The sequence below is a fragment of the Pantoea sp. X-Soil-OKNW-713 genome (assembly GCF_059730685.1).
This window is the reverse complement of sequence record NZ_AP035995.1, coordinates 2,758,402-2,770,899: the sequence shown is the minus strand read 5'-3', so window position 1 is coordinate 2,770,899 and position 12,498 is coordinate 2,758,402. Positions and strand designations below refer to the sequence as shown.

The 12,498-nt window shown below is 56.0% G+C and carries 9 protein-coding genes; all 9 read left to right on the top strand.

Features of this window, described 5'->3' with window-relative positions:
• Positions 1-32: 32 nt before the first annotated feature.
• Positions 33-1,517, top strand: coding sequence for a sugar ABC transporter ATP-binding protein (locus AC6I8R_RS13070; RefSeq protein ID WP_021182770.1), 1,485 nt, complete (start codon positions 33-35; stop codon positions 1,515-1,517).
• 23 nt (positions 1,518-1,540) lie between these two features.
• Positions 1,541-2,563, top strand: coding sequence for an ABC transporter permease (locus AC6I8R_RS13065; RefSeq protein WP_200864650.1), 1,023 nt, complete (start codon positions 1,541-1,543; stop codon positions 2,561-2,563).
• A gap of 397 nt (positions 2,564-2,960) precedes the next feature.
• Positions 2,961-3,878: a nitrogen assimilation transcriptional regulator NAC gene (gene nac, locus AC6I8R_RS13060; protein ID WP_021182773.1), complete on the top strand. Its 918-nt coding sequence runs from the start codon at positions 2,961-2,963 to the stop codon at positions 3,876-3,878.
• A 433-nt stretch (positions 3,879-4,311) separates the two neighbouring features.
• Positions 4,312-5,271, top strand: a complete 960-nt coding sequence (gene cbl, locus AC6I8R_RS13055) for an HTH-type transcriptional regulator Cbl (RefSeq protein WP_021182774.1) — start codon at positions 4,312-4,314, stop codon at positions 5,269-5,271.
• 149 nt (positions 5,272-5,420) lie between these two features.
• Positions 5,421-6,878, top strand: coding sequence for an NAD-dependent succinate-semialdehyde dehydrogenase (locus AC6I8R_RS13050; RefSeq protein ID WP_497832429.1), 1,458 nt, complete (start codon positions 5,421-5,423; stop codon positions 6,876-6,878).
• A gap of 358 nt (positions 6,879-7,236) precedes the next feature.
• The gene (locus tag AC6I8R_RS13045; protein WP_497832428.1) at positions 7,237-8,706 is read left to right on the top strand and encodes an aldehyde dehydrogenase family protein; all 1,470 of its coding nucleotides are present in this window, start codon (positions 7,237-7,239) and stop codon (positions 8,704-8,706) included.
• 31 nt (positions 8,707-8,737) lie between these two features.
• Positions 8,738-9,406 (top strand): haloacid dehalogenase type II, encoded by a 669-nt coding sequence (locus tag AC6I8R_RS13040; RefSeq protein WP_021182777.1) that lies wholly within the window; start codon positions 8,738-8,740, stop codon positions 9,404-9,406.
• A 17-nt stretch (positions 9,407-9,423) separates the two neighbouring features.
• Positions 9,424-10,701 carry an NAD(P)/FAD-dependent oxidoreductase gene (locus AC6I8R_RS13035; protein WP_208724064.1) on the top strand — a complete coding sequence of 426 codons (1,278 nt, stop codon included), beginning with the start codon at positions 9,424-9,426 and terminating at the stop codon, positions 10,699-10,701.
• A 186-nt stretch (positions 10,702-10,887) separates the two neighbouring features.
• The gene (locus AC6I8R_RS13030) at positions 10,888-12,492 is read left to right on the top strand and encodes an ABC transporter substrate-binding protein (protein ID WP_021182779.1); all 1,605 of its coding nucleotides are present in this window, start codon (positions 10,888-10,890) and stop codon (positions 12,490-12,492) included.
• The last annotated feature ends 6 nt before the right edge of the window (positions 12,493-12,498 follow it).

Here is a 12,498-nt window from a genome sequence, read left to right as displayed (position 1 = left end):
CCGAACCCGACAAAGCCGTACGGAGGTGATGTATGACCGCTTTTGCGCTTGAAGCCGAAGGCATCAGCAAGTTCTTCCCTGGAGTGAAGGCACTCGATAATGTCTCACTGCGAGTGAAACCGGGGTCGGTACATGCCCTGATGGGCGAAAATGGCGCGGGCAAATCCACTTTAATGAAATGCCTTATCGGGATGTATCGTCCCGATAAGGGCACCATCCGCATTAAAGGGGAGCCAGTGCAGTTTCAGGACACGATGGACGCGCTGCGTTCCGGGATTTCCATGATCCACCAGGAACTGAATCTGGTGCCTCATATGACCGTGGCCGAAAACATCTGGTTGGGTCGCGAACCGATGAAATACGGCTTTGTCGATCACGCGTTGCTTAACCGGCAGACGCAAGAACTGCTGAACAAACTGAATATCCGTCTCAAAGCCGAGCGCATGGTCGGTGAACTGAGCATCGCAGCGCAGCAGATGGTGGAGATCGCCAAAGCGGTGTCGTGGAACTCAGACATCGTCATTATGGACGAGCCGACCTCGGCACTGACAGAAACCGAAGTCTCGCATCTGTTCACCATTATTCGTGACCTGCGTGAGCAGGGCAAAGCCATCATCTATATCAGCCACAAAATGGATGAGATCTTCTCCATCACTGACGAAATCAGCATCTTCCGTGACGGTGCCTGGGTGGGCAGCAACAGCACCACGCAGTTTACCCGTCAGTCGCTGATTACGCAGATGGTAGGTCGTGAACTCACCCAGTTGTTCCCGAAATTCAATAACGCCATCGGTGAAGAAGTGTTGACGGTACGTAACCTCAACAGCAAAGGTCGCTTTCAGGATGTCAATTTTACCCTGCGTAAAGGCGAAATCCTCGGCGTTGCCGGGCTGGTGGGGGCCGGACGCAGTGAAGTGATGGAAAGCCTGTTTGGTATGGAGAGTTTCGACAGCGGCGAAGTGCTGATTGATGGCGTCCCGGTGAAGATCGACTCACCGTCCACTGCAATTGAAAAAGGCATGGCGTTCCTGACGGAAGACCGTAAAAAGTCCGGGTTGTTCCTGGTGTTGTCGGTGCTGGAGAACATGAGCATCGTCAACATGCCGGATTACATCGGAAAAAGCGGCTTCGTCAGTCATATGAAAATGGCGCAGGACTGCATGGAGCAGATCCGTAAGCTGAACATTAAAACCCCGACTATGGACCAAATTATCAATAACCTCAGCGGGGGGAATCAACAGAAGGTGCTGATTGCCCGCTGGCTGCTGGCGCAGCCGAAGATCCTGATCCTTGACGAACCTACGCGTGGTATCGACGTAGGCGCCAAAGCAGAGATCTATCGTCTGATCAGTGAACTGGCTAACCGTGGCGTCGCCATCATTATGGTGTCGTCAGAATTGCCGGAAATCCTCGGCATGAGTGACCGCGTGATGGTGATGCACGCAGGACGTATAACCGGCATCCTCAATAAAGAAGAGGCCGACCAGGAAACCATTTTGTCGCTGGCATCCGAGTGAGGCGTGAGACAACCATGAGCAACATGAAAGTGACGGCCTCCCAGGCCACCGAGCAGACTTCGTTTTTCGGCAACTTGCGTCACAAGCTGCCCAAAGACACCGGTATTTTTGTTGTTATGCTGGGCATTGCCCTGATTTTCGAAATTGCGGGTTGGTATGTGCGTGACCAATCCTTCCTGCTGAACACTAACCGTCTGGTCCTGATTGTATTGCAGGTGGCGATTATCGGTATCATCGCGGTTGGGGTGACTCAGGTCATCATCACCACCGGTATCGACCTCTCCTCAGGGTCGGTAATCGCCCTGACGGCGGTGGTGGCGGCCAGTCTGGCGCAAACCTCCGATAGCCTGTCGCCCATGTATCCTTCGCTGGTGAACCTGCCTGCTGCGATTCCGATTGTCGCGGGGATTGGGGTGGGGTTGGTGTGCGGTTTGGTCAACGGTGTATTGATTACCAAGACTGGCATTCCTCCCTTTATTGCTACGCTTGGGATGATGGTTTCCGCACGCGGTTTGGCGCAGTACTACACCCAGGGGAACCCGATCAGCTTCCTGTCAGATGGATTTACCTCAATTGGCCAGGGCGCAATGCCGGTTATCATCTTCCTCGTGGTAGCGTTCCTGTTCCATATCGCGCTGAAACATACCCGCTACGGCAAATATGTTTACGCGATTGGCGGCAACATGACTTCTGCCAAAGTCTCCGGTATCAACGTCAATAAATACCTGATTATCGTCTACACCATTGCCGGGGCACTTTCTGGTCTGGCAGGGGTAGTGCTGGCGGCGCGCGTCAGCAGCGGACAATCCAGTATGGGCTTGGCCTATGAACTGGATGCCATCGCTGCGGCGGTTATCGGTGGTAGCAGCCTGATGGGTGGCGTGGGGCGTATTACCGGCACCTTGATCGGTGCGGTGATCCTCGGTCTGATTAAAAGTGGCTTTACCTTCGTGGGTGTGGACGCTTACGTGCAAGACATTATTAAAGGGATCATCATCGTTGCAGCTGTTTCTATCGACATGCATCGTAACCGTAAGAAACGCTAATGACCTTCTGAGTCGATCAGGCTGCTGCCTTGCGCGGTAGCCTGAATGCCAACACCAGGAAATCCAGTCTCCACGCGTAGTTGCGTGATATCCATGACCCGACGTGCACCAATTGTGTACGTCGGGTCATCACTTTTTTGCACATCTGCCTCGCATTTTCCGCACTGTAATGGTGCATTCAGCGCAATCTTTCAACAATCCATGCCATGCCCTGCGCTTATTAACCCTTATGGGGTAATCAGAAACGCTTATTTTCCACGCCGTTAGGAAAAATCTGGTAAAGCTTTTTTGTGAACTGATAAAACCTGGCCTGCATATTGCAATCTTTATGACACAAGCCAGCAGGCTAAGAGCTCCAATTATAATTGGGCATTCGGGGATCCGTGACGGAGGCAAAATGAACTTAAGACGACTGAAATACTTTGTAAAAATCGTCGATATCGGCAGCCTGACTCAGGCAGCAGAAGTGTTGCATATTGCGCAGCCCGCGCTTAGCCAGCAGGTTGCTACGCTGGAGAATGAACTTGATCAGCAACTGCTGATCCGCACCAAGCGTGGTGTGACGCCGACGGAAGCCGGTAAAATTCTTTATGCCCACGCTCGCACCATCCTGCGCCAGTGTGAACAGGCACAGACGGCGGTGATCAATGCTGGTCAGGCGCTGAATGGTCAGGTTTCGATTGGTCTGGCTCCGGGAACCGCAGCGTCGTCGCTGACCATGCCGCTGCTGCAAACCGTCCGCGAGCAGTACCCGGATGTGCTGGTGTATCTGCACGAGAACAGCGGCACGTCGCTGAATGAAAAAGTGATGAACGGTCAGTTGGATATGGCAGTGCTGTATGACCGTGCACCGACTGCGGGCATCAACAGCATTCCGCTAATGAAAGAAGAACTCTACCTGGTCGGTGCTACTGACTGTCCGGGAGCCACCGTTGATTTGGCCGATGTGGCACAGATGAATCTGTTCCTGCCACGCGACTACAGCGCCGTGCGTAAACGCGTGGATGAAGCCTTCTCCCTGCGTCGCCTGAGTGCACGTATTATTGGTGAAATCGAATCGATTTCGACGCTGACCGCAGCGGTATCCAGCGGGATGGGTGTGACCGTGCTGCCGGAATCTGCGGCGCGTGCACTGGTGAGTTCCACTCATGCGTGGATGGCGCGTATCAATAGTCCATCACTGAACCTGCCGCTGTCGCTGAACGTGTCGGCGCGCCTGCCACTCTCTCCGTCGGCTCAGGCGGTGAAGAATATCCTGCTGTCGCTGCTGAACAAGCCGATGGTGGAAGATCGCGAATTGATGCTGGTGAGCTGATAGCGGCTGGATTCGTGCCGGTTCTGTTCGCTTTGGGCTGATGTAGTTGCAGTTCGCCGGTACGGCGACCGAGCAAAGGGTGCCTGGCCGCACCCTTTGTAATCCCAGGCCTCCCGACATGCGCGATAAATCGCGCCGCTACAATTCAACACCGCCTTTCGCCGCTGCACGACGTTAACTTCGCTGTCATATCATCATTGCTGCCTGCGCGATAAATCGCGCCGCTACGAGTAATGTGCTGCCATTTGTAGCGGCGCAATTAAGCAAGCAGCAGGCTTTCAGGCGGTGGGTGGGTGGAACCTTCATGAACCAACCTGTCTCCCTCCAATCCCCTTATTACTATTCCGCATAACAAACCGTTTTTAATTATTTGTTGTGCTGCCAGCAACTTCATAACATGGAGGAAACAGGGCAGGAATCAGGAGAAAAGGGTGTGAATTTCCAGCAACTTAAAATTATACGCGAAGCAGCCCGTTGCGAGTTCAACCTGACAGAGGTCGCCAATACGCTCTTTACCTCACAATCCGGGGTGAGTCGCCATATACGCGATTTGGAAGATGAGCTGGGCGTTGAAATTTTCATCCGCCGTGGCAAACGTCTGCTGGGGATGACGGAACCCGGCAAAGCATTGCTGACCATTGCTGAACGCATCCTCGATGAAGCGGGTAAAGTGCGCCGCCTCGCGGATGTGTTTACCAATGAAACCAGCGGGGTGTTGACCATCGCCACCACCCACACGCAGGCGCGTTATAGCCTGCCACGCGTGATTAAAGCGTTTCGTCAACTCTATCCCAATGTGCGGCTGGAGCTGAACCAGGGATCGCCGCAGGAAATTGTGGCGATGTTGCTGGCGGGTGAAGCGGATATCGGCATCGCCAGTGAGCAACTGGTGAACAACGCCAGTCTGGCGGCTTTTCCGTGGTTTAGTTGGCATCACTCGCTGCTGGTGCCGCACGATCATGAATTGTTGCAGAGCGAGCCGGTGTCGCTGGGACAACTAAATCGCTATCCGCTGATCACCTATCGGCAGGGCATCACTGGCCGTTCGCGTGTTGACCGGGCCTTCCAGGCCGCCGGATTAAAGCCAGACATCGTGCTCAGCGCACAGGATTCTGATGTGGTGAAAACCTATGTCGAACTGGGGCTGGGCGTCGGTATTCTCGCTGACCAGGCGTGCGACATCTATGATGGCGAAGACCTGGTGAAAATCGATGCACATCATCTGTTCGATGCCAACACCGTATGGCTCGGCCTGAAGCGCGGCCAACTGCAACGTAACTATGTCTGGCAGTTCCTCGAACTGTGTAACGCCAACCTGTCGCTGGAAGAGATCAAACGTCAGGCGCTCTCCTACGAAACCGGCGACGAACCGGCAATCGATTTCCAGATCTAATCCCCCCTGCGCGGCCCATCCGGGCCGCACAGCATAAAATTTCTTTTCCCGTCGCAAAACGCGTACCTGTGTTATTTCCCCGTCGCAGAAAAACATCCTGCGCTGTGCCGCCGCGTTACAGTGAAATGACACAGACACAGGGGAAAAGCATGTCGCGTATTCAACTGAAAGATGCGGAATTACTGCGCCAGCAGGCGTTATTTGGCGGTCGCTGGCAGGATGCGCTGGCAGGGGCAACGCTGCCGGTGATTGATCCTGCAACCCAGGAAACGCTGGCCACCATTCCGGCATTGGGTGCCGCCGAAACCGAGCAGGCGATAGATTATGCCGAGTCAGTGCGTATCAGCTGGGGCAAGACCCCGAACGCGACCCGCGCGGCGCTGCTGGAAAAGTGGCATCAGCTGATTCTGGACAACGCCGATGACCTGGCCATCATCATGACCGCTGAGCAGGGCAAACCGCTGGCAGAAGCCAAAGGCGAAGTGTTGTACGGTGCCAGCTTTGTCAAATGGTTTGCCGAAGAGGCGCGACGTATCTATGGCGACACCATCCCGGCGCCCAGCGAAGATCGCCGCATTCTGGTGCTGAAGCAGCCAGTCGGGGTGGCGGCGGCGATTACGCCGTGGAACTTCCCGATTGCGATGATCACCCGCAAAGTGGCCCCGGCGCTGGCCGCAGGTTGCCCGATTATCGTGAAACCTTCCGAACTGACGCCGCTTTCGGCGCTGGCACTGGCAGTACTGGCGGAGCGCGCCGGATTCCCGAGTGGGGTACTTCAGGTGTTGACCGGACTGCCAACTGAAATCGGCAGCACGCTGACTGCCAGCCGCACGGTGCGCAAAATCTCCTTTACCGGCTCCACCCGCGTCGGGCAATTGCTGATGCAGCAAAGTGCCGACAGCATCAAACGCCTGAGTCTCGAACTGGGTGGTAACGCGCCGCTGATCATCTTTGATGATGCTGATTTAGACATCGCGGTGGCCGGAGTGATGGCGAGTAAGTTCCGCAATGCCGGACAGACCTGCGTCTGCGCCAACCGCATTCTGGTTCAACGCGGCATCTATGAACGCTTTAGCGCGCGCTTGTTGGATGCCGTGGCGACCCTGAAAGTCGGAGACGGTTTTGATGCGCAAAGTACCATCGGCCCGTTGATCAACGATCGCGCCGTCGAGAAGGTGAACAGCCATATTGATGATGCGCTTAGCCAGGGGGCCACGCTGCTCAGTGGCGGTATCAGCCAGCCCAACGGCACCTTTGTGCAGCCGACGGTGTTAGGCAATGTGACCAACAAGATGCGTATTGCTCATGAAGAAACCTTTGGCCCGGTAGCGCCGCTGTTTATGTTTGACGACGAACAGGAAGCAATCGCTATGGCGAATGATACGCCTTATGGGTTGGGTGCTTATTTCTTCACCGAAAATATTCGCCGCGCCTGGCGGGTTGCTGAGTCGCTGGAATTTGGCATGGTAGGATTTAATACCGGCGCGATTTCATTAGATGCGGCACCTTTTGGCGGAGTTAAATTATCCGGATTAGGGCGCGAAGGTTCACGTTACGGAATTGAAGAGTATCTGGAGCAGAAAACTTTTCATATTGGCAGTCTCTGATTGTAAATTAACAAACGGTCAGCTCAACGCCTGTTACTTCCGGTAACAGGCGTTTTTTTATTTTGTGCGCAATGTCATGTTTTTCCGGCTATTCGCCGTTTTAGTGCAAGTTTCATGCGCAGTGCACCAAAGAGATGCGCATAATTTGTGAGCTAAATCATCTGTTTAAAGCTTCGGCAATTCCGCAAAATTTCCCTCACCAATACGGCAGAAAATTTTTTTGGGCTGTTTTTTACGCATTATAATTTTTTGCCGGGCTGGCATACTTTCTGCATTAGCTTATTAACAGCCCACATAAGTGCGGCGAGAAAGTTTAATTAGCACGCTAATGACGGGTGTAACAAATAAGGATTTTTCCATGTTAAGTTTCGACCCTGAAAAAGTTTTATTACCTGCCGGACATTATATTGATGGCCAGCACCAACATACGCAGGGCGCGTCTTTTGCGGTGAAGCGTCCGTCAGATGGCAAAGTCTATGCCACCCTGAGCGAAGCTACGGCAGAAGACGTGGATCGCGCGGTCACGATTGCGCATCGCGCCCTGACCGTCAGTGGCTGGCGTAGCTGCCCACCGCGCGAACGTGGCAAGGTGTTACGCCGCTGGGCCGATCTGATTGAGAGCGATCTGCTGCTGGCGCAACTGGAAGCGCTCGGCTCCACCCGGCCAATCAGCGACGTGGTGCAGCACGAAATTCCGTTCACTGCTGAAGCCATCCGTTTCTACGCGGAGTGCGCCGACAAATACAGCGGTGACCTGTTCCCGACCCAGGAGCGCAGCCTCGGGATGCTGATCTCCGAACCTTATGGCGTGATCGGTGCCATCACGCCGTGGAATTTCCCGCTGTCGATGGCGTCATGGAAATGTGGTCCGGCGCTGGCGGCAGGAAATGCCGTGGTGCTGAAACCTTCAGAGCTGACGCCGTTCTCCACCGTGCGCATTGCCGAACTGGCGGTGCAGGCGGGCTTACCGGCAGGCATCCTCAACATCGTGCAGGGCAGCGGGGCCGTCACCGGCAGCGCGCTGGTCACACATCCTCTGGTACGCAAAGTCTCCTTTACCGGTTCCACCATCACGGGTGCACGCATCATGAGCGATGCGGCGCAGCATGGTATGAAGCCAGTGACCCTCGAGTTGGGTGGCAAAAGCCCGCAACTGGTGTTCGACGATGCGGGCGATATTGACGTACTGGCGCAACGTATTTTACGCGGCTTTACCGCCAACGGCGGCCAGGCCTGCGTGGCCGGTACACGCCTGATTGTGCAACGGGGTATCGCTCAGCCGTTGCTGGATCGTCTGGTGGCGCTGTGTCAGCAACCGCGTCCGGGCGTGACCTGGCAGGATGACAGCCGCTATGCACCGCTGATTGATGACCGTCAGGGGAAAAAAGTCGCCTCCGTGATTGCGGCGGCCAAAGCCGAAGGGGCGGAGGTGCTGGTGGGCGGTGAACGTTTTGCCGACACCGAAGACGGCTGGTTCTGGCAACCCACCTTGCTGTGCGGTGTGGCACCGAACAATCCGGCGGTGCAGCAGGAAATTTTTGGCCCGGTGCTCACCGTGCAGGAATTTGATGACGAAGAAGAAGGGCTACAGCTGGCGGCGCATGAAACCTACGGCCTGTGCGCCGGGGTGCATACCCTGAGCCTGCCACGCGCCATGCGGGCCATGCGGGCGATTGAATCCGGCACCGTGTGGATCAACCGCTATGGCCGTTCCGGCGATTTTATTATCCCCACCGGCGGCTTCCTGGGCTCCGGCATTGGCAAAGATCTGGGGCGTCAGGCATTTCAGGCCTGTCAGCGTCAGAAAAGCGTATTAATCGATTTTTAATTTCCGTATCAGACAACGACGAGGTCGCGTCATGGCACTGTTTAAACCGAAATACATCACCTTTGATTGCTACGGCACCCTGATCAACTTCGATATGGCCGGTGCGGCTGAGCGTTGCTTCAAAGCGCGCGTCGCGCCAGAAGCGATGCAGGCCTTCACCACCGATTTCGCCCGTTATCGCATGGATGAAGTGCTGGGTGCGTGGAAGCCGTATTACGACGTGGTGAGCAATGCGCTGCAACGTACCTGCAAAAAATGGGGCGTGCAGTGGGACAAGGCCGACAGCGACTTTATCTACACCGACTGCGCCACCTGGGGACCGCATCCCGACGTCCCGGCCGGTCTGGCAAAAGTGGCACAGGAGTTTCCGCTGGTGCTGCTCTCCAATTCGATGAAAGACCTGCTGCCGCACCACATTCCGCGTCTCGGTGCGCCCATCCATATGGCGATCACCGCAGAAGAAGTCGGTGCCTACAAGCCGCAGATGAAGGGCTTCGAATACATGCTGGAAAAACTCGATTGCCGTCCGGACGAGATCCTGCACGTCTCCTCCAGCCTGCGTTATGACCTGATGACCTGCCATGACATGGGCATCACCAACAAAGTGTGGGTCAACCGTGGTCACGATCCGGCTAACCCGGCTTACGGCTACACCGAGATCAAAGATATCGGCGGTCTGCCCGCTGTGGTTGGACTCTAAGCCCGGGGGGCAGCGCAATGAAACTCGAATCTTTCTGGCAGGCGACCGCACCGCAATTCCGTGGCGCAGCAACGGGTGCGCTGCCCGCGACCGCCTCGGTGGTGGTGATCGGCGGCGGGTTCACCGGCGTCTCGGCGGCGCTCAACCTGGCACGCAGCGGCATTGATGTGGTGCTGCTGGAGAGCGGCGACATCATGAGTCAGGCCTCGGCGCGCAACGGTGGTCACTGCAATACCGGCGTATCGCAAAACTTTGCCTCGCTGGTTGCCAGTCAGGGACTGGAGCAGGCCAGCCGCTTCTACCGTGCGTTTGACGGTGCCGTGAGCTACGTCGAGCAACTGGTGCGGGAAGAACAGATCGATTGCGATTTCCGTCTGTGCGGCAAGTTGAAACTCGCCAGCAAAGCCACGCACTTTCCCGGCTTACGCAGCGCCTGGCAGTTGATGCGCGATACCGTGGACCCGGAAATCGAGCTGATTAGCAAAGATGAGATCCGCCGGGAAGTGGGCAGCGATGCCTTTCACGGTGGCCTGCTGCAAAAACGTGGCGGTCAGATGCATATGGGGAAATTTGGTGTCGGTCTGGCGGAAGCCGCGGCACGCAGCGGGGCGAAGATTTTCCCGCACCATGCGGTGACCGGGTTGACGCGTCTTGACGGCTACCGTCATCGCGTTACCACCGCTAAAGGCGAGATTGTGGCAGACAAAGTGCTGATGGCGACTGGCGTCTCCAATGAAGGTCCGTTCCCGTGGTTCCAGCGCCGTATTGTGCCAGTCGGCAGCTTTATCGTGGTGACAGAACCGCTGGGCGATGCGTTGCTCAGCCAGGTACTGCCAAAAGATCGTACCTATGTCACCTCGCTGAATATCGGTAACTACTTCCGCACCACGGCGGATCGTCGTCTGGTGTTTGGTGGCCGCGCCCGTTTTGCCGTCAGCAATCCGACCTCGGATTCGCGCAGCGGCGAGGTATTACGCGCCGCGATGACCGCGCTGTTCCCGCAGTTAGGGCAAGCGCGCATTGATTACTGCTGGGGCGGCATGGTCGATATGACCGCCGACCGGCTGCCGCGTGCCGGTGAGCACGACGGCGTGTTCTATTCCCTCGGCTACAGCGGGCATGGCACGCAAATGTCAACCTGGATGGGGCGGGTGATGGCTGATGTACTGGCAGAAAAAAGCAACGACAACCCGTGGCAGCGTGAGGCCTGGCCTGCGTTGCCCGGTTACCACGGGAAACCCTGGTTTTTGCCTCTTGCGGGCTTGTATTACAAAGCTAAGGACCGGCTCTCCTGATCGTCTGGCGCGATGAATCGCGCAGCTACAAAGCATGGCACCAACTGTAGCGGCGCAATTTATTGCGCAATGCAGTAAAAGCCTGCACCCAACCGTAGCGGCGCAATTTATTGCGCAATGCCGCGAGGTGCGGGCTTTCAGTGACGATGATCGAATTAAACAACATTTCATATTGAGGGTGTGCAGATGAGTAAATTTAAGAAAGAATCTGACGCTGTAAATCCGGCCCTGACGCGCGCACTGACCGAAGGGTCGCTGTCCCGTCGTAGCCTGATGAAGTTGTTGTCCGCCGGTGCGGTGATGAGCACCGGTCTGATCGGTTTTCCGGAAATGGGTTTTGCGGCGGAAACGCCGGTTAAAGGGGGGAAACTGCGCGCGGCGATGTCTAACGCCTCGGCTACCGATACCCTCGACCCCGCTAAAGGCAACAACAGCGGCGATTACACCCGTCAGTTTATGTTTTACAGCGGCCTGACCGAGCTGGATAAAAACCTGCAAGTGCACCCCGCACTGGCCGAATCGGTGGAGTCAGGCGATGGTGTGACCTGGCAGATCAAACTGCGCAAGGGCGTCACCTTCCACGACGGCAAACCGCTGACGGCGAAAGACGTGATTTACTCCCTGAGCCGCCATAAAGATCCGGCGGTAGCCTCTAACGCCTTCAAGCTGGCGGATCAGTTCAAGACCTTCACCGCCGTCAATGACAACGAAGTACAGCTGGTGCTGAGCCAGGCCAACTTTGACGTGCCTTATATGCTGGCGGCCGCGCCGTTCCTGATCGTGCAGGATGGCACCAAAGATTTCAGCAAAGGCATCGGCACTGGCCCGTTCAAACTGAAAGAGTTTACCCCTGGCGTGCGTTCAGTTGGGGTGAAGAACCCGAATTACTTCAAGCCGGGTCTACCACACCTCGACGAAGTGGAGCTGTTGGGCGTCACCGACCAGGCTGCACGCGTCAATGCCCTGATGTCTGGCGATCTGCACATCATCTCCACCCTGGGCGCTGCCGACTGCAAACGCATCAAAGCCACCTCCGATTTCGCCGTGCTGGAGAGCAAATCCGGCATGTACACCAACCTGATTGTGCGTACCGACATGAAACCGGGCAGCAACGAAGACTTCGTGCTCGGCATGAAGTACCTGCAACCGCGTGAGATGGTGGTGAAAACCGTGTTGCAGGGCTACGGCGATGTGGCGAACGATACCCCAGTACCGCCGTGGCATCCGTTCTACAACGCCGACCTCAAGCCGCGTCCGCTGGATGTGGAAAAAGCCAAATTCCACTTCAAAAAAGCCGGAATGGTTGGAGCCAACGTCGAGATCATCACCACGCCTAACATTGAAGGCGCAGTGGAAGGCGGTCAGTTGATTCAGCAGGTGGCACGCAACACCGGCGTGAACTTTAAAGTACGCCGCGTGCCGTACGACGGCTACTGGTCCACCCACTGGACCAAAGATCCGGTCGGTTATGGCTCGATCAACCCGCGTCCAACGCTGGATATGCTGTTCTCACAGTTCTATCTCTCCAGCGCCTCCAATAACGAATCCGGCTGGAAGAACGATCAGTTTGACCAACTGGTGGTGGCAGCCCGTGGCGAACGTGACCAGGCGAAACGCAAGCAGATGTATGGCGATATGCAGACGCTGATTTATGACCACTGCGGCACCATCATCCCGACCTTTATCAGCTCAACCGATGGTTACAGCAAGAAGGTGAAAGGGGTGGAAGCCTGGCCGTCAGGCATGATGATGGGCTATCGCTTCCATGAGTTCGCCTGGCTGTCTGCCTGATCCCTA

What these genes read in the sequence shown, in the direction of transcription:
- AC6I8R_RS13040 (WP_021182777.1), top strand. Translation starts at nt 8,738, where the DNA reads ATGGCACTGTTTAAACCGAAATACATCACCTTTGATTGCTACGGCACC.
- AC6I8R_RS13070 (WP_021182770.1), top strand. Translation starts at nt 33, where the DNA reads ATGACCGCTTTTGCGCTTGAAGCCGAAGGCATCAGCAAGTTCTTCCCT.
- AC6I8R_RS13050 (WP_497832429.1), top strand. Translation starts at nt 5,421, where the DNA reads ATGTCGCGTATTCAACTGAAAGATGCGGAATTACTGCGCCAGCAGGCG.
- AC6I8R_RS13045 (WP_497832428.1), top strand. Translation starts at nt 7,237, where the DNA reads ATGTTAAGTTTCGACCCTGAAAAAGTTTTATTACCTGCCGGACATTAT.
- AC6I8R_RS13035 (WP_208724064.1), top strand. Translation starts at nt 9,424, where the DNA reads ATGAAACTCGAATCTTTCTGGCAGGCGACCGCACCGCAATTCCGTGGC.
- nac (WP_021182773.1), top strand. Translation starts at nt 2,961, where the DNA reads ATGAACTTAAGACGACTGAAATACTTTGTAAAAATCGTCGATATCGGC.
- AC6I8R_RS13030 (WP_021182779.1), top strand. Translation starts at nt 10,888, where the DNA reads ATGAGTAAATTTAAGAAAGAATCTGACGCTGTAAATCCGGCCCTGACG.
- AC6I8R_RS13065 (WP_200864650.1), top strand. Translation starts at nt 1,541, where the DNA reads ATGAAAGTGACGGCCTCCCAGGCCACCGAGCAGACTTCGTTTTTCGGC.